The organism is Streptomyces canus (assembly GCF_001514145.1).
In the GTDB taxonomy this organism is placed as follows: domain Bacteria; phylum Actinomycetota; class Actinomycetes; order Streptomycetales; family Streptomycetaceae; genus Streptomyces; species Streptomyces canus.
In genome coordinates this window covers 275,400-296,129 of sequence record NZ_KQ948658.1, presented here as the reverse complement: position 1 = coordinate 296,129, position 20,730 = coordinate 275,400, and the positions used below count along the sequence as shown (strand labels likewise).

Here is a 20,730-nt window from a genome sequence, read left to right as displayed (position 1 = left end):
TTTCGATCTTCAGACGGCTGAAACTATGCGGTGACCGTCCGTCAGGCCTCGTCGGCCGGGGTCGACACGGACCGCGGCGACAGCTGCTCGGCCGCCACCGTCTTCTTCGACGCCGCCTTCTTCGCGGTCGTCTTCTTGGCCACGGTCTTCTTCGCGGCCGTCTTCTTGGCGGTGGTGGCCTTCTTGGTCGCGGCCTTCTTCGCCGTGGCCTTCTTGGCCGTCTTGCGGGCCGTCTTCTTGGCCGGGGCCGCCTCGACGGGCGCCTCCGCCTCGGCCGGAGCCTCCGCCGAGGGCACGACCACGACGGCCGCTTCCTCGGACGCGGTGGGCGCGGTGGCCTTGCGGACGGCACGACGGCGCGGACGGGCCGGGGCGGCGCTCTCGGCGACCGCCTCGGGCTCGGCCGACGCGGTCGGTTCAGCCTGCGGCTCGGCCACCGGCCCGGTCTCGGCGACGGTCACCACGGCGGCCTCGGCACCCGTCGGCGAACCGGCCGGGGCCGATGCCCTCCGGGTGGCCCGGCGGCGCGTACGGCCCTGGGGAGCGGCCTCGTCGGCGGCGGGCTCGCTCGCGGACACGGCCTCCACCACGGGGTCCTCCGCGGCGACCGGCTCGGCCTGCGCCTCGGCGGCCGTCTCCGGCTGCACGGGACGCTCGGCCTCCACCTCGGCCGGCACGGCCTGAGCGGTCGGCACCACGACGTCCTCGGAGACCGGGCTCTCCTGGTCGGCCGGCGCCTCGGCACCGCCCGACCTCCTCGACCCGCCACCCCTCGGGGCACCGGCCGGAGCCGACGCCCTACGGCTCGACCTACGGCGACCACGCCCGCGCGTGGCCGCGGCCTCCGCCTCGGCGACGCTGCTGTACAGCTCCTCGTCGGGCGCGAACTCAGCCGGTGTGAGGGCGATCGGCTCGGCCACCTCAGCGGCGAGCTCGGCCTCGGTCTCGACCTCTTCGGGCGCCTCGGGAGCCTCTACGGCGGCCACGGCCTCGTGGACGTGCTCGTGCCCGTCACCACCGCGCCCGCGCTTCTTGCGCTTGCCGCCGCCACCGGCGGAGGTCGGCTGCTCCATGTGCACGATGACACCGCGGCCGTTGCAGTGGACACAGGTCTCGGAGAAGGACTCCAGCAGGCCCTGGCCGACCCGCTTGCGGGTCATCTGGACCAGGCCCAGCGAGGTGACCTCGGCGACCTGGTGCTTGGTCCGGTCCCGGCCCAGGCACTCGAGCAGGCGCCGCAGCACCAGGTCCCGGTTGGACTCCAGGACCATGTCGATGAAGTCGATGACGATGATGCCGCCGAGGTCGCGCAGCCTGAGCTGACGCACGATCTCCTCGGCCGCCTCCAGGTTGTTCCTGGTGACCGTCTCCTCGAGGTTGCCGCCCTGCCCGGTGAACTTGCCGGTGTTGACGTCGACCACGACCATCGCCTCGGTCCGGTCGATCACCAGCGAACCGCCGCTGGGCAGCCAGACCTTGCGGTCCAGCGCCTTGGCGAGCTGCTCGTCGATCCGGTACGTGGCGAAGACGTCGACCTCGGAGGTCCACTTCGACAGCCGGTCGGTCAGGTCGGGTGCGACGTGCGAGACGTATCCGTGGATGGTCTCCCATCCCTCGTCACCGCTGACGACGACCTTGGAGAAGTCCTCGTTGAAGATGTCGCGGACGACCCGGACGGTCATGTCCGGCTCGCCGTAGAGCAGCGTCGGGGCGTTGCCGCCCTTCGCCTTCTTCTGGATGTCCTCCCACTGCGCCTGCAGCCGCTCGACATCGCGGCGCAGCTCGTCCTCGCTCGCACCCTCGGCGGCGGTGCGCACGATGACGCCCGCGTCGTCGGGGACGATCTTCTTGAGGATGGTCTTCAGACGCGCGCGCTCGGTGTCGGGCAGCTTGCGGCTGATGCCGGTCATGGAGCCCTCGGGGACGTACACGAGGTAGCGCCCGGGCAGGGAGACCTGGCTGGTGAGCCGCGCGCCCTTGTGACCGATCGGGTCCTTGGTCACCTGGACCAGCACCGACTGACCGGACTTCAGCGCGCTCTCGATGCGCCGCGGCCCGTTGGCCATGCCGAGCGCCTCGAAGTTGACCTCACCGGCGTAGAGCACCGCGTTGCGGCCCTTGCCGATGTCGATGAAGGCGGCCTCCATCGACGGCAGCACGTTCTGGACCTTGCCCAGGTAGACGTTGCCGACGTACGAGGTGGCCTGCTCCTTGTTGACGTAGTGCTCGACGAGCACACCGTCCTCGAGCACGCCGATCTGCGTGCGCTCACCGCTCTGCCGGACGACCATCACCCGCTCGACGGCCTCGCGGCGGGCGAGGAACTCGGCCTCGGTGATGATCGGGACCCTACGGCGACCCTGCTCACGACCCTCGCGGCGGCGCTGCTTCTTGGCCTCCAGACGGGTCGAGCCCTTGATGGACTGCACCTCGTCGGACGGCTCCGACACCCTTTCCCGCAGGGGGCGGGGCTCGCGCACCTTGACGACGGTCCGCTCGGGGTCGCCGTCATCGGGCTCGGTGTCCGCGGAGGAGTCCCCGGCCCGACGCCGACGGCGACGGCGGCGACGGCTGGAGCTGGAGCCGCCGGACTCGTCGGAACGGGCGTCCTCGTCGTCCTCGTCGTCCTGCTCGGCACCCTCGTCGTCCTGCGCGGACTGCCCGGCGGCGGACTCGTCGGAGTCCTCCGAGTCCTCGTCACCGGACGCCTCGGCGGACTCGCCCCGGCGCCTGCGACGGCCACCGCGACGACGGCGACGCCGCGACCCGGTCTCCTCGGCGTCATCCGCGTCCGCGGAGTCCTCGTCGGCGGCCTCGTCCGTCTCTTCTTCCTCGACGACGGTCTCGGCGGCGGTCTCCTGCACCTCGGGCTCGTCACCGGCACCCCGACGACGGCGGCGGCGCCGCGGCGCGCTCTGCTCCTCGGCGATCTCCTCGACCGGCTCGGCCGACTCGACCGGCTCTTCGCTCTGCCCGGTCTCCGCCTCCGCGGCGGCCTCGGCCGCGGCCCGCTGCGGGGTCTGGAACTGCGGCTCGGTGAAGACGGGCGCCTGGAACACGGCGACCGCGGGGCGCGCCGGCCGACGCACCGACTCGTCCTCGTCCTCGGCCTCGGCAACGCGAGCGCGTCGCGCGGGCTCGGAGAACCCGGTGGCGGCCTGGCGGACGGACCGACGACGGGCACGGCGCGGGGCGGCGTCCTCGGCGGGGGTCTCGGCGACGGGAGCCGGGGCTTCGGTGGCGGGTTCCTGCACGGCGGGGGCCTCGGCAACCGGCTCGGACGGCGTGGCCTCGGCGGCCTCGCCCTCGGGGGCACCGGCAGGCGCGGAAACGCGGCGCGTGGCACGGCGGCGGGAACGACGCGGGGTGGTGTCCTCGGCATCGGCGGTCTCGGCGGGCGCTTCCGCGGCCACCGGCTCAACGGTCTCGGCGACCTCGGTGACCTCCGCGGCGGCAGGCGACTCGACCGTCTCCGCGGCCTCCGGAGCACCGGCGGGCGCGGCGGCACGCCGGGAGGCCCGGCGACGCGTACGCCCGGCGGGCGCGGTGGTCTCGGCAGCGGGCGCCTCATCGGCGGTCCCGTCCTCGGCAGGCGGCTCGGCGGTCACCGGAGCCTCGGCCTCGGCGGCCAGGGGCGCATCAGCGGGGGTGGACACCCGACGCGTCGCGCGCCGACGTGTACGCCCGGCTGGCGGAGCCGCGTCCTCGGCATCGACGGCAGGCGCGCTCTCCGCGGCCGCGGTCTCGGCGGGAGCCTCGGCGACCACCGGCACCACGGTCTCGGCAGCCTCGGCCGCCGCGGGCGCACCGGCAGGCGCGGACGCCCGGCGTGTCGCACGCCGACGCGGACGCGCGGCGGGCGCAGCCGCCTCGGCGCTCTCGGTGGTCTCGACGTTCTCGTCGAGCTTCTCCTCCTCGTCCGTGACGAGGTCCTCCGCTTCCGCGGCCGGTATGGCCGGAGCGACGACCTCCTCGCCGCCCGGGGCGGCGGCGACCGGCGGTCCCGCCGGCCTGGACGCGGCACGGCGCCGACGACGCGGCGGCAGGGTGTCGCTGGGAGTGTTCTGTTCGGAACCCTCGGTGGGTTCGGTCGGTTCGAGCATGCGGGCATTTCTCCCGTCAGGCTCCCGGGCGCCGCACCTGGTCCGGCAGATGCCGGTGACGTCCGCGGCTCGCGCGATGCGCGGTGCCGCCGTCCGGGGCGCGGGCGCCGCACGGGAGCTCTCTGTGTCCTGTCTCGCCGGTTCCGTACGCCCTTGTTGGGTACGGCCTGGCGAAAGTCTTGTGGTCAGTGCACTGCCCGACCCAGGTGGCTCCCGAGTACGAGGGCTGCGCTACGACGCCCGTCCTTCGCGGGACCTTCCTTACGCCGGCGCCTTCGCGGCGGCAGTCGGTTCGGCCGTTGAGTGGGCCTCGACTGCCTCGCGGTCGGGCGCGAGCGGGTCGGTCACCGTGCCGGTCTCTTCATCGAGCAGCCCCTGCGCCAGCCTGGTCACCGCTGCGGGGACCGGCGGCGCCAGGTCGGCCACGGCGCGGAGACCGGACAGGACGTCGTCGGGTCGAACGGCAGGCGTCACGTGCCGAACAACCAGCCGCAGTATCGCACAGGGCTGGTCGGTCGGCCTATCAGCAGATTCACTGTGCGTTTCAAGCTGTACGACCGCGGGGCGGGCGTCAAAGGTCCGAAGACCGTTCTTGGTGGTGCGCTGGACCTCGACCGCCGCGGCGGCGTTGAACGCGGCGACCGCGCGCCCGGCCTCTGCCGGGTCCACGCCGTCCAGCCTGAGCTCCCACACGGAAGCGGTGAGCCGGTCGGCGAGTCCCGAGGTCCGGGCCTCGACCGCGTCCACGACATCGAGCCCGGCGGGCAGCGACTCGTCGAGGAGGAGCCGGAGCTTCTCCGGGTCGCGCGCCTGCGTGAGCGCGATCTCCAGGTACTCCGCCTCACTGCCCGTGCCGGTGGGTGCGGCATTGGCGTACGACACCTTCGGATGCGGCGTGAACCCCGCCGAGTACGCCATGGGCACCTCGGCGCGGCGCAGCGCACGCTCGAAGGCGCGCTGGAAGTCACGGTGGCTGGTGAACCGGAGGCGGCCGCGCTTGGTGTAGCGCAGTCGGATGCGCTGCACCGCCGGTGCGGGCGGCGGGCCTTCGGGCTGTCGCTTGCCCAGTGTCGCTCAGTCCTTCGTGAGTGCGGTCGTACTGCTACCAAGAGTACGTGTGTCGGCGCCCGTCGGTTCCCGCAGGGCCACCGCCTCACGCTCACGGGTCTCGCCGACGGCGCCGACATCGCGCACAGCGCCCGCATCGCCGAAGAGCATCCGCCGGACGTCGGCCCGGGCCTGCCGTACGGACTCACGGGCCGAGGCCAGGGCGGCCCGGGTGATCCGTCCCACACTGCGCGCGGCCTCCGCGACCGGGCGCAGCACCACGTCCCGGACCACGTGCCCGACCGGCGTCAGCACCGAGCGGTACACCCAGCGCACCGGCTCGACGAAGATCCACCGGAAGAGGGTCCCGAGGAACCGGCCGACGGCGAGGGAGATGTGCCCGGCGATCCGCCAGGCGTGCCCGAGCGCGTCCCACACTTCCCGGCCGATGACGGCCAGGACCCTCCCTATGGGCGCGAGGACCCAGCGCCACAGGGCGACCACGGGCAGGACGAGCAGGACGCGGGCGATCCAGTACAGGGCGACGCCGATGCCGGTGACGACGGCGCCCGCCAGCCATGCGATCCCCCTGGCGCACCAGACGATCGCGCGCCCGATCGGCGTGAAGATCCAGGCGAGCACGGCACCGACGCCCTTGAGGAGCCACACGATCCCGTGCCCGACCGGAGTGAACAGGCGCGCGTACACCCACACCAGCCCGGCCACGATCCCCCGCGCGACCCACGCGATGCCGCGCCCGATCAGTGCGAGTACCGCGCCGACGCCCTTGAGGAGCCACACGATCCCGTGCCCGACCGGAGTGAGCACGCGCGCGTACACCCACACCAGCCCGGCCACGATCCCCCGCGCCAGCCACGCGATCCCGTGCCCGACCGGCGTCAGCACAGACCGGTACAGCCACACCAGGGGAATGACGACAAACACCTTGGCGAGCCATCCGACCGCCTTGGCGAGGGGTACGACCACGTAGCGCCACAGCGCCACGCACGGCCAGACGACCAGCGCCCGCCACAGCGGCCTCAGCACGCTGTCCCGCAGGAACCGCCCCACGACGACCAACGCGTCCCACACGATCCGCACGGGCACGACCAGCACGAGCACGACGATGCGTACGGGGATGCGAATCGCGACAGTCAGGCATCCCTCCGGCGGGGTCGCCTGCGGCGCGGGCTGCTTCTCCAGGTCCATAACGACGTAGACGCCTCAGTTCCCCGTACGGATCCAGTACCGCAGCTTTACGCCGCGCCGATCCTCGAATTCTCCGCCATTGGCCTCGATCACCTTACGAGACGCGGTGTTGCCGGCGTCACAGGTGACCAGGGCCCGCTCGATGCCCAGTTGACGGCAGACGGGCAGCGCGGCCGCGAGCATGGCGGTGGCGTGTCCCCGCCGCCGCGCGCCGGGACGGACCACGTATCCGATGTGGCCGCCGAGCTCCAGCAGATACGGGGTGAGGCGGTGCCGTATCGAGATCCTGCCGAGGAAGGTGTCGTCCTCCACGTACCAGAGGTTCGTCATCGGCACCCAGTCCGGCCTGCGCGGCCGTTCCGTCTCCGCACGCAGCATCTCCACGAAGGCCGCGAACCCCGCAGGCTCCCGCCACGTCCTCCGGTACGGTCCGATCTCCCCGCTCTCCAGCACGGCCGGATCGAGAGCCGCCTCGGTGAACTCGCGTACCGCGTCGAGGTAGGAGGCGTGGAACCGGACGTCGGGCAGGGTCAGCTGCGGCATCGCCCCATGATGGCGAGACCACGGGCCGCCAAGCCACCGGGTTTCACGGGGCTCTTCCCTGACCCGGCGGGCGCCCGTGCACTATGTCCCCATGATTACGCTTACGAAGGAAGACGGCCCCGCCGACCTGGACGGCGTGACCCATCTGTCCATAGGGGTCTCCTGGGACCCCACCGCGGGCGCCAGCGGCGGGGTGATCGGCAAGCTCCGCCGCAAGTCCGGCACGGATCTCGACCTGATCGCCATCGCCATGCACGACGGCGACCCGGTGCGCCTGGCCGGCCTCGACTCGCTCGACCCCATCGGCAACGGCTCCCTGCTGCACAGCGGCGACAACCAGACCGGCCACGGAGACGGCGACGACGAGACGGTCACCGTCGAGTTCGCGAAGATCCCGCCGCACATCACGTCGATCGTCTTCGTCGCCGCCGCCTACAAGAAGGGCAGTGCCTTCCAGAAGGCCCGCAACATCAGCTTCAAGGTCTACGACGCCAGCGGCGGCAGCTCCCAGCAGGTCGCCGACATCTGGCCGAGCATGCTCACCACGGACAACGGCTGCGCGGTCGCCAAGGCGGTCCGGGTCGGCACCACATGGAAGCTCGAAGTCATCAACACCACCGGCAAGATCAAGCAGGGCGACGAACTGGCCCTCATGCGCTTCGCCGCGAGCAAGTAGCGGGCTCCGGGGGGAGGCTCACCCACTCAGATGCGCTCGGCGAGCAACTGATCGCGAGGGTGTGCATGGTGAGTTCATGAACACAACACCTCTCTCCAAGAAGGCCGTTTCCCGCATTCCGCGAGTATTCGCGGTGACCGTCGCCGTGGGCATCGCTTGTGCGGCGGGGGTGGCGACTGCCACGTCCGCCGTGGCCGCGACGCCCGCCACACACGCCGTCACCAAGGCCGCCCCGGCCGGCGGCTACGGTGGCGACGGCGACGAGCTCCAGTGCGGCAACGGCCTCCTGCCCATCCTCAACTTCTGCAACTGACGGACAGACGACGGCACTTACTGGCCGTCAACCGCACCACCACACAACCGCACAGGTGAAGCCCGTCCAACGCAGGGCGGTCGGGAACAGGGACAGAAACCCTGTTCCCGACCGCCCTGCCGACCGGCTCGCTCACATCAGTGCACGTGACCACTCGCGGCGGGCGCCGGCCCGCCGTTCTTGACCGTCAGAGGCAGCAACTTCTTGCCGGTCGGGCCGATTTGAATGTGCGTGTCCATCTGCGGGCACACCCCGCAGTCGAAGCAAGGCGTCCACCGGCAGTCCTCGACCTCCGTCTCGTCGAGGGCGTCCTGCCAGTCCTCCCAGAGCCAGTCCTTGTCGAGGCCGGAGTCGAGGTGGTCCCAGGGGAGGACTTCCTCGTACGTCTTCTCGCGGGTCGTGTACCAGTCGACGTCCACGCCGAAGGCGGGCAGCGTCTTGTCGGCGCAGGCCATCCAGCGGTCGTAGGAGAAGTGCTCGCGCCAGCCGTCGAAGCGGCCGCCGTCCTCGTAGACGGCGCGGATCACGGCGCCGATCCGCCTGTCACCCCTCGACAGCAGGCCTTCCACGATGCCGGGCTTGCCGTCGTGGTAGCGGAAGCCGATCGAGCGGCCGTACTTCTTGTCGCCGCGGATCTTGTCGCGGAGCTTCGCCAGGCGGGCGTCCGTCTCCTCCGCCGAGAGCTGCGGGGCCCACTGGAAGGGCGTGTGGGGCTTGGGGACGAAGCCGCCGATCGAGACCGTGCAGCGGATGTCGTTCTGGCCGGAGACCTTGCGGCCCTCGGCGATCACCTTCGTCGCCATGTCCGCGATCTGGAGGACGTCCTCGTCGGTCTCCGTCGGCAGGCCGCACATGAAGTACAGCTTCACCTGGCGCCAGCCGTTGCCGTACGCCGTGGACACCGTCCTGATCAGGTCCTCTTCGGAGACCATCTTGTTGATGACCTTGCGCATGCGCTCGGAGCCGCCCTCGGGGGCGAAGGTCAGGCCCGAACGGCGGCCGTTGCGCGTCAGTTCGTTCGCCAGGTCCACGTTGAAGGCGTCGACGCGGGTGGAGGGGAGGGACAGGCCGATCTTGTCCTCCTCGTACCGGTCCGCCAGGCCCTTCGCGATGTCGCCGATCTCCGAGTGGTCCGCCGACGAGAGCGAGAGAAGACCCACCTCCTCGAAGCCCGTCGCCTTCAGGCCCTTCTCCACCATGTCGCCGATGCCCGTGATCGAGCGCTCGCGGACCGGGCGGGTGATCATGCCCGCCTGGCAGAAGCGACAGCCGCGGGTGCAGCCGCGGAAGATCTCGACCGACATGCGTTCGTGGACCGTCTCCGCGAGGGGGACGAGGGGCTGCTTGGGGTACGGCCACTCGTCGAGGTCCATGACGGTGTGCTTCGACACACGCCACGGGACGCCCGACTTGTTGGGGACCACGCGCGCGATGCGGCCGTCGGGAAGGTACTCGACGTCGTAGAACGCGGGGATGTACACCGAGCCCGTCTTCGCGAGGCGGAAGAGGACCTCCTCGCGGCCGCCCGGCCGGCCCTCCACCTTCCACTCACGGATGATCTTCGTCATGTCGAGCACGGCCTGCTCGCCGTCGCCGATGATCGCCGCGTCGATGAAGTCCGCGATCGGCTCGGGGTTGAAGGCGGCGTGGCCGCCGGCCAGCACGATCGGGTCGTCGAGCGTACGGTCCTTGGACTCCAGCGGGATGCCCGCCAGGTCCAGCGCCGTCAGCATGTTGGTGTAGCCCAGCTCCGTGGAGAAGGACAGGCCGAACACGTCGAAGGCGCCCACCGGCCGGTGGCTGTCCACCGTGAACTGCGGGACGTGGTGCTCCCGCATCAGCGCCTCGAGGTCCGGCCACACGCTGTAGGTGCGCTCGGCGAGGACGCCCTCCTGTTCGTTCAGGACCTCGTAGAGGATCATGACGCCCTGGTTGGGCAGACCGACCTCGTACGCGTCCGGGTACATCAGTGCCCAGCGGACGTCACAGGACTCCCACGGCTTGACGGTGGAGTTGAGCTCTCCGCCGACGTACTGGATCGGCTTCTGCACATGCGGGAGCAGAGCTTCGAGCTGCGGAAACACAGACTCTGCGGCCGCAGCGACTTCGGCAGGCATCTCGCGAACCTTCGGTGGGCTGGACTGAACTGACAGGGGTGACCATCTAGCGTAACGCGGCCGCGACCACCCCCCGTACGCCCGGAAGGTCAGAGGGCGTCCTCCTCGCCCCTGATGCCGTCCCAGAAGCCGGGCAGTTCGGCCTCCACGGCCGCCGCCCGCTGCTCCTCACGCCCGTGGAGCAGCCCGTAGGTGAAGGCGCTCTCCCCCGACGCGTGGGCGACCGCGGACAGCTCCCGCAGGGTCTGCCGGGCCATCACGCTGTCCTGGTGCTCCCCCAGCAGGTTCTGGAGCGACTTCATGGAGTTGACCATGGTCCTGGCCGGCTTGCCGAGGACCGGGCGGGCCGCTTCGGCCGCATACCGGGTGCGCTTGGTCTTCTTGCGGGCCTCGTGGATCGCAGCGTCCCGGTCGGTTCCGGGCTCCAGTTCCAGCGCCTGCCCGACGAGCCCGGCGACCTTCCGGAAATCCTTCCGCACGGCCTTGGCGATGACCTTGTGGGGCTTCTTCCCGGCCGCCTTCAGCAGCGGCGGGTCGGCGATCAGCGCGTCCAGGGTGTCGAGCAGGGCGAGGTAGCGCCGGGAGTCCAGGACGCCGATCAGCCGGGCGCTCGCCCCGCCGGGGTGGTCGCCGGCCCAGGTGCTCAGTCGCGTGGCGATGGGCCCGTAGAGCAGCGTCCGCGGCACCTCGTCGAGAGCCGCGGTCAGGCGCTCGTACAGCACCTCGCGGTCCCGGTCCACGCCCAGTTCGGCGGCCAGCCACTTCAGCTCGTCGCTGATCGGGTCGGTGACGTCCCGGTCGAGGACTGTGCCGTACGACTTGAAGGTGCTGCGCATCCGGCGGGTGGCGACGCGCATGCTGTGCACGGAGTCCTCGGCGTCCTGGCGGACGGCCGGGTCGAGTTCGAGGATCGCGTCCCGCTGGGCGCGGACGTACGCGAGGACGTGGTCGCCGGCGGTCACCGGATCCGCTGTGACGGGGCTCTTCTTCTTGGGGGCCGTCTCCGCGAGGGCCCGGGCCAGCTTCGAGGGCGAAGCGGACGGCCGTACGTCCGCCTTGCGCAGCCGCTTGTCGACCTTGTCGAGGAAGGCCGGGTCTCCGCCGTCGGCGAGTTCCACCTCGATCTCGGTCCACTGGGCGTCGCCGACGCCGCCGCTGAGCCGCTCGGCGTGCACGGCGTCCACGCTGACCTCGGCGAGCAAGTGCCCCTGGGCGTCGAGGAGGTGGCGCACATCACGGTCCGAGCGCAGCCGGACCACGGGCAGCAGCTCGACGCCCCTGACCCGGGAGCGGACCAGGGCGGCGAGTTCGTCGGGGACGGTCTCGGAGAGCGGGGCCCGGATCTCGTCGCGCACGCCCTCGGACACGGGCAACTTAAGGTGCCAGCCCGCGTCCGATCCGCCCGTGCGGCGGCGCAGGGTGATCGAGGACGTCACGAGGCGTTCGTCGGCCGTGTCGTAGTAGGTGGCGTCCAGATGCGCGACGCCCTTGTCGACGACGGCCTCGACCCCGGCGACTCCGGTCAGATCGGGCAGGCCGCTGTCGTCGGACTCGTACTTCCGCTCGATCTCCCGCTTTGTGTCCGCCATGACTCGAATCTAGTGGTCAGCGGGCGGTTACGGCAGAGGGCCGCCGCCACCCGGCCGACCCGGCCTACGCCGACATCGGCCGCTGCACTCTGATCGACTGCAGCAGCCCCACCGCGACCCACGTAGCGAACATCGACGATCCTCCGTACGACACGAACGGCAGGGGCAGACCGGTGACCGGCATGATCCCGAGGGTCATGCCGACGTTCTCGAAGGACTGGAAGGCGAACCACGCCACGATTCCGGCGGCCACGATCGTGCCGTACAGCTCGGTGGTCTCGCGGGCGATCCGGCAGGCCCGCCACAGGATGACCCCGAGCAGGACGATGATCAGGCCCCCGCCGACGAAGCCCAGTTCCTCGCCGGCGACGGTGAAGACGAAGTCGGTCTGCTGCTCCGGCACGAACTGGCCGGTGGTCTGCGACCCGTGGAACAGGCCCGCGCCCGTCAGACCGCCCGAACCGATGGCGATCCGCGCCTGGTTGGTGTTGTAGCCGACGCCCGCCGGGTCGAGGCTCGGGTTGGCGAAGGCGGCGAAGCGGGCGATCTGGTACTCGTCCAGGATGTGCAGCTGCCAGACCGCGATCGCGCCGGCCGCGCCCGCACCGAGCAGCCCGAAGACCCATCGGTTGGAGGCGCCGGAGGCGAGCAGCAGCCCGAGCACGATGATGACCATGACCATGACCGACCCGAGGTCGGGCATGAGCATCACGATGAGCATCGGTACGGCGGCGAGGCCCAGGGCCTGGAGCACGGTGCGGTGGTCGGGGTAGGGCTTGTCGCCCGCGTCGACCCGGGCCGCGAGCAGCATCGCCATGCCCAGGATGATCGTGATCTTCACGAACTCCGAGGGCTGGAGCGAGAAGCCGCCGCCGATCACGATCCAGGAGTGGGCGCCGTTGACCGTGGAGCCCAGCGGGGTGAGGACCAGCAGGATCAGAAAGAGCGAGGCGCCGTACAGCAGGGGCACGGCGGTGCGCAGGGTGCGGTGGCCGACCCACACCGTGCCGATCATCAGGGCGAACCCTATGCCGGTGTTCATGAGGTGGCGGATCAGGAAGTAGTACGGGTCACCCTGGTTGATCTCGGTGCGGTTGCGGGTCGCCGAGAAGACCAGGATCGAGCCGATCATGGACAGGGCGAGGGCCGAGAACAGTATCGGCCAGTCCAGTCGGCGGGCGAGCGAGTCGCGGGCCAGCAGCCGGGTCCAGCCCGCGCGCGCGGGGCCGTACCCGGAGACCTGGAAGCTGTTCGCCCCGGTCATGTGAGCATCCTCCGGCTCCCCCTCTTGCGGCGCCGCCTCCGGGTGTCACGGTTCCCGGTGGTCGGCGTGTTCACGGTCGCCGCCTGCTGTGTCTCGTCCGGCTCGGGCGCGCCCTCCTGGCTCACCCGCTGGTCCTTGGCCGGGTCCTTGGCGACCTTCGGGGACTTGATGGTCCCGTCGGTCTGGATCTTCGGCAGGCTCGTCTGCGGGGTCGGCAGGAGCGCGTTCTTCTTGTTGACCTTGCCGTCGGCCGAGACGCCGTACATGGCGTTGTAGATGTGGCGCACGGCCTCACCCGAGGCGCCGGAGCCGGTTCCGGCCTGGGCGATCGTCATGACGACCGTGTAGTCCTTGGAGTACGTGGCCAGCCAGGACGTCGTCTGCTTGCCGTAGACCTCGGCGGTGCCGGTCTTGGCGTGCAGCGGGATCTTGTCCTGCGGCCAGCCGCCGAACTTCCAGGCGGCCGTACCGCGGGTGACGACGCCTTCCAGGGCGGTGTCCATGCCCTTGAGGGTGGCCTGGCTGACCGGAAGCTTCCCGGTCGCCTTGGGCTTGATCTCCTGGACGGTCTTGCCGTCGGCGCTGATGATCGCCTTGCCGATGCTCGGCTGGTATATGGTCCCGCCGTTGGCGAGCGCCCCGTAGATCCTGGCCTCCTGGATCGGGGTGACGAGGGTGTCGCCCTGACCGATGGAGTAGTTGATGGAGTCACCCTCGCGCATCTTGTTGCCCTCGAGGCAGTTCTCGTACGCGATCTTCTCGACGTAGGTGCCGTCCTTCTTGCCGGTCTTGCACCAGGAGTCCTTGTTGGCCTTCCAGTACGACTCCTTCCACTGGCGGTCGGGGACGCGGCCGGTGACCTCGTTGGGGAGGTCGATGCCGGTCTCCTTGCCGAGGCCGAACTGGTGGGCGGCCTTGTAGAAGTAGTCCTTCGGCTCGCCCTTCTTGGGGTTGATGCCGCCGTCCTTCTTCCACTCCCGGTCGGCGAGGCCGTAGAAGACGGTGTCGCAGGAGACCTCCAGGGCGCGGCCGAGCGAGATCGGGCCGAAGCTCTCCCCCTCGAAGTTCTTGAAGACCTGGCCGCCCACCGAGTACGAGCTGGTGCACGGGTAGCCGCCGTCCCACTCGTAGCCGGCTTCGACCGCGGCGGCCGTGGAGACGACCTTGAACGTCGAACCGGGTGCGGACTGACCCTGTATGGCCCTGTTGAGCAGCGGGTAGTCGGAGCCCTTGCCGGTGAGCGTCTTGTAGTCCTTGGCGGAGATTCCGCCGACCCAGACGTTCGGGTCGTAGGTCGGGGCGGACGCCATCGCCACGATCCGGCCGGTCTTGGCCTCCATCACCACGACAGCGCCCGAGTCGGCCTTGTAGTTCTCGCCGGTGATCTTGTCGAACTGCTTGCGGGCGGTCTTCATCGCCTCGTGCAGTTCGTACTCGGCGACTCGCTGGACGCGGGCGTCGATGCTGGTGACGAGGTTGGCGCCGGGCTGGGCCGCGTCGGCCTCGGCCTCGCCGATGACGCGGCCGAGGTTGTCGACCTCGTAGCGGGTGACGCCGGCCTTGCCGCGCAGTGCCTTGTCGTACTGGCGCTCCAGGCCCGAGCGGCCGACCTGGTCGGAGCGCAGGTAGGGCGAGTCGGTGTCCTGGGCCTTGGTGATCTCCTCGTCGGTGACCGGCGAGAGGTATCCGAGGACCTGGGCGGCGTTGGACTTGCCGGGGGCGGCATAGCGGCGCACGGCCTCGGGTTCGGCGGTGATGCCGGGGAAGTCCTCGGCGCGCTCGCGGATCTGCAGGGCCTGCTTGGGAGTGGCCTCGTCGGTGATGGGGATCGGCTGGTACGGCGAGCCGTTCCAACAGGGCTGGGGCGTCTTCGCGTCGCACAGCCGGACCTTCTGCATGACGTCCTTGGCGGACATGCCGAGGACCTTGCCCAGCTTGGCGAGGACGGCCTTGCCGTCGTCCTTCATCTTCAGCAGGTCGGTACGGGAGGCGGAGACCACCAGCCGGGTCTCGTTGTCCGCGAGGGGCACTCCGCGGGCGTCCAGGATCGAGCCGCGCACCGCGGGGTCGACGACCTGCTGGACGTGGTTTCCGGAGGCTTCCTTGGCGTACGCGTCGCCTTCGCGGATCTGGAGGTACCAGAGGCGGCCGCCGAGGGTGCCGAGGAGGGAGAGGACGAGGATCTGGATCACGACGAGCCGGATCTGGACCCGTGGGGTCCGCCCGGTCTCGGGGATGTTGGTCACTGCGGTGTCCGCCCCCTCTCAGTGCGCCGACGTGTGTGCGCGTACGAATGATGAACGGCGGACCTGTGAACCCGCGTTCCGCCCCGGCGCACCCGTTCGAGTGAAGTTGCCTGTGCTGAACCCGCCTGCTCTCACAGCCGCTTGACCCCCTTGATGCGGCCCACCCGCGCGGTCCGGGTCCGTGCCTTCGACTTCAGGCTCCCGAGGCCGCCCCGCTGTCCGCCGATCTTCAGACCGGTGCCCGAGGACAGCCACCCGGAGGAGATGTTCGCCGAGTTGGCCGCGGAGCCGGTCTCGGCGAGCGGGTCGTTCTCGGCGCGCCGGGCGAGCGCCATGATGCCGGGGACGACGAAGGGGGCGAGCAGCAGGTCGTAGAGGGCGGCCGTGAACAGCAGGCTGCCGAGGCCGACATGGCGGGCGGCGGTGTCGCCGACGAGGGCGCCGACACCGGCGTAGAGCAGGGTGGTGCCGATGGCGGCGGCCACCACGACGACCATGGGGCCGGTGGCCGACTTGAGTCTGCCGTTCTCCGGTTTGGCGAGGCCGGCGAGGTAGCCGATGACGCACAGCACCAGGGCGTAGCGGCCGGCCGCGTGGTCGGCGGGCGGCGCGAGGTCGGCGAGGAGACCGGCGCCGAAGCCGACGAGGGCGCCGCCGACATGGCCGTAGACGAGGGCCAGGCCGAGGACGGTGAGGAGCAGCAGGTCGGGGACGGCGCCCGGGAGGTGGAGGCGGGCGAGGACGCTCACCTGGATGACCAGGGCGACCACGACCAGGGCGGAGGACAGCAGGATCCGGTTGACGCGCATGACTACAGCTCCTACTGCTCTTGCTGGATCTCGCCGTCGACCGGCGCATTGGCGGACGGGGTGACGGTGACCGTCACGGTCGGCGTGGGCGTCGGTTTCGGTTTGGCGGGGAGCACCGTGTCGCGCGGGTCCTTCTTCGGGGCCTGGACGACGACGCCGACGATGTCGAGCTTGGTGAAGCTGACGTACGGCGTGACGTAGAGGGTGCGGGTGAGGTCGCCGCCGGAGGGGTCGACGCGGGAGACCACGCCGACCGGGACGCCGGGGACGAAGGGCTTGTCGGCCTGCGAGCCGAAGGTGACCAGACGGTCGCCCTTCTTCACGTCGGCCTTGCCGTTGAGGAGTTCGACGCGCAGCGGACGGTCGCCCTGGCCGGAGGCGAAGCCGAGTTCGTCGGTGGCCTCCATGCGGGTACCGACGGTGAAGTCGGGGTCGTTGGCGAGGAGCACGGTGGCGGTGTTCGGGCCGACCGTGGTGACGCGGCCGACCAGGCCGTCGCCGTTGAGGACCGTCATGTCGCGCTGGATGCCGTCGTTGGCGCCGACGTCGACGGTGATCGTCCAGGAGAAGCCCTGGGCCGCTCCTATGGCGATGACCTCGGCGCCCTTGATGCCGTACTGACCCTCGCCGGCGGTCTTCAGCATCTTGTCGAGCTGCTTGAGACGGCTGGAGTTGCGGTCGTCGCTGCCGAGTCTCGCCTTGAGGGCCGTGTTCTCCTTCTCCAGCACGGCGAGCCGGTCGTGCCGCTCGCCGGAGTCGCGGACGGCCGACACGGCGTTGCCGACCGGATTGACCGCGGTCGACACGCTGTCCTCGATCGGGCCGAACACGGCGGCCGCGCCCTGGCGGGCGCCGTCGACCGGTGAGTCCTCCCCGCCGCGGATGTCGACCGTGATCAGCGCGAACGCGACGGCGATCAGCAGCACCAGGAGCAGCCGGCTCTCTCGTGTGTCCCTCACGTGCGGCGGCCGTGCCCTTCTTATTGGAGTTGCGTTTGTGGGAGCTTATGCCTCGATATCAACGATCCGCCGCACGAGAGGAGATCATCTCGTACGGCGGAATCGAAGAGTTACGTCATCTGCGCGGCTGGGCGTCCAGCACCTGCTGAAGCGCCTCGAACTCCTCGACGCACTTCCCGGAGCCGAGCGCCACGCTGTCGAGCGGGTCCTCGGCGATGTGGATCGGCATGCCGGTCTCCCGGCGCAGCCGCTCGTCGAGCCCGCGCAGCAGGGCGCCGCCGCCGGTGAGGACGATGCCGCGGTCCATGATGTCGCCGGAGAGCTCCGGCGGGCACTTGTCCAGGGTCGTCTTGACGGCGTCGACGATCGCGTTGACGGGCTCCTCGATCGCCTTGCGGACCTCGGCGGCCGAGATGACGACGGTCTTGGGCAGCCCGGAGACGAGGTCCCGGCCGCGGATTTCGGTGTGCTCGTCAGCGTCGAGGTCGTACGCCGAACCGATCGTGATCTTGATCTGCTCGGCCGTCCGCTCACCCAGAAGGAGGGAGTACTCCTTCTTGATGTGCTGGATGATCGCGTTGTCCAGCTCGTCACCCGCGACGCGGATGGACTGGGCGGTGACGATGCCGCCGAGGGAGATGACCGCGACCTCCGTGGTGCCGCCGCCGATGTCCACCACCATGTTGCCCGTGGCCTCGTGGACCGGCAGGCCGGAACCGATGGCGGCCGCCATGGGCTCTTCGATGATGTGCACCTGGCGGGCGCCGGCCTGGGACGACGCCTCGATGACGGCGCGGCGCTCGACGCCGGTGATGCCCGAGGGGACACACACGACGACGCGCGGCCTCGCGAGATACCGCCGCTTGTGGATCTTCAGGATGAAGTAGCGGAGCATCCGCTCGGTGATCTCGAAGTCGGCGATCACGCCGTCCTTCAGCGGCCGCACGGCAACGATGTTGCCGGGGGTCCGCCCGATCATCTTCTTCGCTTCGGCGCCGACCGCGAGGATGCCACCGGTGTTGGTGTTGATCGCGACGACGGACGGCTCGTTGAGTACGATCCCGCGACCCCTGACGTACACCAGCGTGTTGGCGGTCCCGAGGTCGACAGCCATGTCACGGCCGATGAACGACATTGAGTTCCCCATCAGGATTCGTCTGGCCTTCCCGGGAGCTTTTGAGGGCATTTCAGGTCGGCGAAGTGGGTGCTGTGACGTGAAGGCTTCCATCGTAGACGCGCCTGCACGAACACTGCGCGAGGGTCTTCGCCATTGTCAGCAGATCAAACACCGCCTCGCTTGTGGAGACGGTCCATAAGGGCCACTCGTTCCCCCGATCGGCACGCATATGCCGAGGGACGGCCGAAAAAGTACGGCCGCCCCAGGTCAGACGGGAGTGCGAGCTGACGCGCCCTCAGAAATTGCCACCAAACCTACGCACGGGACCTATGCGCGCCCGGGGAAGAAGATCTTCACCTCGCGCTCGGCGGACTCCTCCGAGTCGGACGCGTGGATGAGGTTCTCCCGGACGATGACGCCGAAGTCCCCCCGGATGGAGCCGGGCGCGGCGGCGATCGGGTCGGTCGGGCCGGCCAGCGCGCGGACGCCCTCGATGACCCGCTCGCCCTCGACGATCAGCGCGACGACCGGACCGGAGGCCATGAACTCCACCAGCGGCTCGTAGAACGGCTTGCCCTTGTGCTCGCCGTAGTGCTGCTCCAGCGTGTCCTGGTCCAGCGTGCGCAGCTCCAGCGCGGTGATCTGCCAGCCGGCCTTGCGCTCGATACGGCTGATGATCTCGCCGGTCAGGCCACGACGGACGGCGTCGGGCTTGAGGAGGACGAGGGTGCGCTGGCTCACGAGGGGCTCCTTGCCTGCTGACATGTGCGGTGGGACGAGATTACAGGGCGTGTCGGTGCGCCCGTCACACAGCGTCAGGTGCAGGGGAGTCGGCCTGGGCGGCGAATCTCGCCTTGGCCTCGTCGATCTTCCGGCCGTAGTGCACGGAGGCCCACCACAGTGCCGCGAAGATCGCGCCCATGAAGAACATGGTCGGGATGACGAAGCCGGAGGCGATCAGGGCGATCTGGAGCGCCCAGCCGAGGGCGACGCCGCCGGGCCGGGTCACCACCCCGCACAGCGCGAGGCACAGGAACATGGCGATGCCGCTGACCGTCCACACCGTGGCGGTGGCCAGGTCGGGGTCCTTCATCGCGACCAGTCCGGCGAAGCCGATGACGAACAACTCGCCGATCAGCGTGGAAGCACAGAGCGTACGCATGCTCGGGACTCAGCCCCTTCCCAGCAGCAGCCGGGCCTCGCCGACCGTGATGACCGACCCGGTGACGAGTACTCCGCCGCCCGCGAACTCGCCGTCCTCCTCGGCCAGCGTGATCGCCTCCTCCAGCGCGTCCGGCAGCCGCGGTTCGACCTGCACGCGCTCCTCGCCGAACACCTCGACGGCGATCGCGGCGAGCTCGTCGGAGTCCATCGCGCGGTGACTGGAGTTCTGCGTGATCACGACCTCGGCGAAGATCGGCTCGAAGGCCTCGAGCAGCCCCCTTACGTTCTTGTCGCCGCTCGCGCCCACCACGCCGATGAGCCGGCTGAAGTCGAAGGCTTCGCCGACCGCCTCGGCGGTGGCGCGGGCGCCCGCCGGGTTGTGGGCGGCGTCCAGGACGACGGTCGGGGAACGCCGTACGACTTCGAGGCGGCCCGGGGAGGAGACGGCCGCGAAGGCCTTGCGGACGGTGTCGATGTCGAGGCGGTCCGCGCGCTGGGCGCCCACACCGAAGAACGCCTCCACGGCGGCGAGCGCCACGGCCGCGTTGTGTGCCTGGTAGGGGCCGTGCAGCGGGAGGTACACCTCTTCGTACTCGCCGCCGAGGCCGCGCAGGGTGACCAGCTGGCCGCCCACGGCGACCTGCCGCGAGACGACCCCGAACTCCAGGCCCTCGCGCGCGACGGTGGCGTCGACCTCGACGGCCTTCTTCAGCAGCACCTGCGCCGCGTCGACCGGCTGCTGGGCCAGGATGACGGTCGCGTCCTGCTTGATGATCCCGGCCTTCTCGCCGGCGATCGCCGCGTGCGTCTCGCCGAGCCGGTCGGTGTGGTCCAGGTCGATGGGGGTGACCACGGCGACATCGCCGTCGATGACGTTGGTGGCGTCCCAGGAGCCGCCCATGCCGACCTCCACGACGGCCACGTCGACGGGCGCGTCCGCGAAGGCGGCGTACGCCATGCCGGTCAGCACCTCGAAGAAGGACAGCCGGTACTGCTGCGAGGCGTCGACCATCTCGATGTACGGCTTGATGTCCTCGTACGTCTCGATGAACCGCTCGGCCGACATCGGGGCGCCGTCCAGGCTGATGCGCTCGGTGATCGACTGGACGTGGGGGCTGGTGTACCGGCCCGTGCGCAGTTCGAAGGCGCCGAGGAGGGCCTCGATCATGCGGGCCGTGGAGGTCTTGCCGTTCGTCCCCGTGATGTGGATCGAGGGGTACGACCGCTGCGGCTCGCCCAGGACGTCCATCAGCGCGGCGATGCGGCTGACGGAGGGCTCCAGCTTGGTCTCGCCCCAACGGGTGGCGAGCTCCGCCTCGACCTCGCGCAGGGCGGCGTCCGTCCCGGGGTCTTCGGGGCGGGTAGGCACGTCTGCGCTGGGGGCTGCACCCTGGGTGCGCAGGGTGCGGCTGCCTGCCTCGATAACCGCGAGATCCGGGTCCCGGTCGGTCTCGGCCGCGATGATCTCGTCGAAGGGGTCGCTGTCACTCACAGGGCCAGTTTAGGGCTGCGCCCGAGGAAGGGGGTGGCTGGTCCTGTTTGGCGGGCGCGGGGAACGATGCGGCTGGTCGCGC

At 70.4% G+C, this 20,730-nt stretch carries 16 protein-coding genes; 2 read left to right on the top strand and 14 right to left on the bottom strand.

Annotated features, from left to right (window positions below):
• Positions 1 to 41: 41 nt before the first annotated feature.
• The 4 genes from AQJ46_RS10800 to AQJ46_RS10785 all read right to left on the bottom strand — a co-directional run bounded on the left by AQJ46_RS10800 (position 42) and on the right by AQJ46_RS10785 (position 6,902).
• On the bottom strand, positions 42 to 4,103 hold the full coding sequence (locus AQJ46_RS10800; protein WP_059205356.1) for an Rne/Rng family ribonuclease: 4,062 nt from the start codon (positions 4,101 to 4,103) through the stop codon (positions 42 to 44).
• Positions 4,104 to 4,364: 261 nt separating this feature from the next.
• Positions 4,365 to 5,129, bottom strand: a complete 765-nt coding sequence (locus tag AQJ46_RS10795) for a TIGR03936 family radical SAM-associated protein (protein ID WP_059205355.1) — start codon at positions 5,127 to 5,129, stop codon at positions 4,365 to 4,367.
• Positions 5,130 to 5,177: 48 nt separating this feature from the next.
• Positions 5,178 to 6,359, bottom strand: coding sequence for a phage tail tape measure protein (locus tag AQJ46_RS10790; protein WP_059205354.1), 1,182 nt, complete (start codon positions 6,357 to 6,359; stop codon positions 5,178 to 5,180).
• Between the two features lie 15 nt (positions 6,360 to 6,374).
• Entirely contained in the window at positions 6,375 to 6,902 is a 528-nt protein-coding gene (locus tag AQJ46_RS10785; protein ID WP_059205353.1) for a GNAT family N-acetyltransferase, read from the bottom strand.
• Between the two features lie 91 nt (positions 6,903 to 6,993).
• Here AQJ46_RS10785 and AQJ46_RS10780 point away from each other — a divergent pair, with 91 nt between their 5' ends.
• Both AQJ46_RS10780 and AQJ46_RS10775 read left to right on the top strand, forming a co-directional pair.
• The gene (locus tag AQJ46_RS10780) at positions 6,994 to 7,578 is read left to right on the top strand and encodes a TerD family protein (RefSeq protein WP_057615949.1); all 585 of its coding nucleotides are present in this window, start codon (positions 6,994 to 6,996) and stop codon (positions 7,576 to 7,578) included.
• A gap of 76 nt (positions 7,579 to 7,654) precedes the next feature.
• Positions 7,655 to 7,891, top strand: coding sequence for a hypothetical protein (locus tag AQJ46_RS10775; RefSeq protein ID WP_159064012.1), 237 nt, complete (start codon positions 7,655 to 7,657; stop codon positions 7,889 to 7,891).
• A gap of 137 nt (positions 7,892 to 8,028) precedes the next feature.
• Here AQJ46_RS10775 and AQJ46_RS10770 read toward each other — a convergent pair whose 3' ends face one another.
• From AQJ46_RS10770 to folC, 10 genes are all read right to left on the bottom strand, one after another.
• Positions 8,029 to 10,008: a TIGR03960 family B12-binding radical SAM protein gene (locus AQJ46_RS10770; protein WP_059205351.1), complete on the bottom strand. Its 1,980-nt coding sequence runs from the start codon at positions 10,006 to 10,008 to the stop codon at positions 8,029 to 8,031.
• Between the two features lie 89 nt (positions 10,009 to 10,097).
• Positions 10,098 to 11,597, bottom strand: a complete 1,500-nt coding sequence (locus AQJ46_RS10765; protein WP_059205350.1) for a CYTH and CHAD domain-containing protein — start codon at positions 11,595 to 11,597, stop codon at positions 10,098 to 10,100.
• Between the two features lie 64 nt (positions 11,598 to 11,661).
• Entirely contained in the window at positions 11,662 to 12,861 is a 1,200-nt protein-coding gene (gene rodA, locus AQJ46_RS10760; RefSeq protein ID WP_059205349.1) for a rod shape-determining protein RodA, read from the bottom strand.
• Positions 12,858 to 15,107, bottom strand: a complete 2,250-nt coding sequence (gene mrdA, locus AQJ46_RS10755; RefSeq protein WP_059205348.1) for a penicillin-binding protein 2 — start codon at positions 15,105 to 15,107, stop codon at positions 12,858 to 12,860. Before mrdA ends, rodA begins: the two co-directional genes overlap by 4 nt.
• A 131-nt stretch (positions 15,108 to 15,238) precedes the next feature.
• Complete coding sequence (gene mreD, locus AQJ46_RS10750) at positions 15,239 to 15,916, bottom strand: rod shape-determining protein MreD (protein WP_057615961.1); 678 nt, start codon at positions 15,914 to 15,916, stop codon at positions 15,239 to 15,241.
• 11 nt (positions 15,917 to 15,927) lie between these two features.
• The gene (gene mreC / locus AQJ46_RS10745) at positions 15,928 to 16,875 is read right to left on the bottom strand and encodes a rod shape-determining protein MreC (protein WP_057615963.1); all 948 of its coding nucleotides are present in this window, start codon (positions 16,873 to 16,875) and stop codon (positions 15,928 to 15,930) included.
• A gap of 115 nt (positions 16,876 to 16,990) precedes the next feature.
• The gene (locus AQJ46_RS10740; RefSeq protein ID WP_004931372.1) at positions 16,991 to 18,010 is read right to left on the bottom strand and encodes a rod shape-determining protein; all 1,020 of its coding nucleotides are present in this window, start codon (positions 18,008 to 18,010) and stop codon (positions 16,991 to 16,993) included.
• Between the two features lie 309 nt (positions 18,011 to 18,319).
• Positions 18,320 to 18,733 carry a nucleoside-diphosphate kinase gene (ndk, locus tag AQJ46_RS10735; protein WP_059205347.1) on the bottom strand — a complete coding sequence of 138 codons (414 nt, stop codon included), beginning with the start codon at positions 18,731 to 18,733 and terminating at the stop codon, positions 18,320 to 18,322.
• A gap of 64 nt (positions 18,734 to 18,797) precedes the next feature.
• Positions 18,798 to 19,154: a DUF4233 domain-containing protein gene (locus AQJ46_RS10730; RefSeq protein WP_059205346.1), complete on the bottom strand. Its 357-nt coding sequence runs from the start codon at positions 19,152 to 19,154 to the stop codon at positions 18,798 to 18,800.
• A 9-nt stretch (positions 19,155 to 19,163) separates the two neighbouring features.
• Positions 19,164 to 20,648: a bifunctional tetrahydrofolate synthase/dihydrofolate synthase gene (gene folC, locus AQJ46_RS10725; RefSeq protein WP_059205345.1), complete on the bottom strand. Its 1,485-nt coding sequence runs from the start codon at positions 20,646 to 20,648 to the stop codon at positions 19,164 to 19,166.
• Between the last annotated feature and the right edge of the window lie 82 nt (positions 20,649 to 20,730).

What these genes read in the sequence shown, in the direction of transcription:
- AQJ46_RS10800 (WP_059205356.1), bottom strand. Translation starts at nt 4,103, where the DNA reads ATGCTCGAACCGACCGAACCCACCGAGGGTTCCGAACAGAACACTCCC.
- AQJ46_RS10785 (WP_059205353.1), bottom strand. Translation starts at nt 6,902, where the DNA reads ATGCCGCAGCTGACCCTGCCCGACGTCCGGTTCCACGCCTCCTACCTC.
- AQJ46_RS10775 (WP_159064012.1), top strand. Translation starts at nt 7,655, where the DNA reads ATGAACACAACACCTCTCTCCAAGAAGGCCGTTTCCCGCATTCCGCGA.
- AQJ46_RS10770 (WP_059205351.1), bottom strand. Translation starts at nt 10,008, where the DNA reads ATGCCTGCCGAAGTCGCTGCGGCCGCAGAGTCTGTGTTTCCGCAGCTC.
- AQJ46_RS10780 (WP_057615949.1), top strand. Translation starts at nt 6,994, where the DNA reads ATGATTACGCTTACGAAGGAAGACGGCCCCGCCGACCTGGACGGCGTG.
- AQJ46_RS10730 (WP_059205346.1), bottom strand. Translation starts at nt 19,154, where the DNA reads ATGCGTACGCTCTGTGCTTCCACGCTGATCGGCGAGTTGTTCGTCATC.
- AQJ46_RS10765 (WP_059205350.1), bottom strand. Translation starts at nt 11,597, where the DNA reads ATGGCGGACACAAAGCGGGAGATCGAGCGGAAGTACGAGTCCGACGAC.
- AQJ46_RS10790 (WP_059205354.1), bottom strand. Translation starts at nt 6,359, where the DNA reads ATGGACCTGGAGAAGCAGCCCGCGCCGCAGGCGACCCCGCCGGAGGGA.
- rodA (WP_059205349.1), bottom strand. Translation starts at nt 12,861, where the DNA reads ATGACCGGGGCGAACAGCTTCCAGGTCTCCGGGTACGGCCCCGCGCGC.
- mreD (WP_057615961.1), bottom strand. Translation starts at nt 15,916, where the DNA reads ATGCGCGTCAACCGGATCCTGCTGTCCTCCGCCCTGGTCGTGGTCGCC.
- AQJ46_RS10740 (WP_004931372.1), bottom strand. Translation starts at nt 18,010, where the DNA reads ATGTCGTTCATCGGCCGTGACATGGCTGTCGACCTCGGGACCGCCAAC.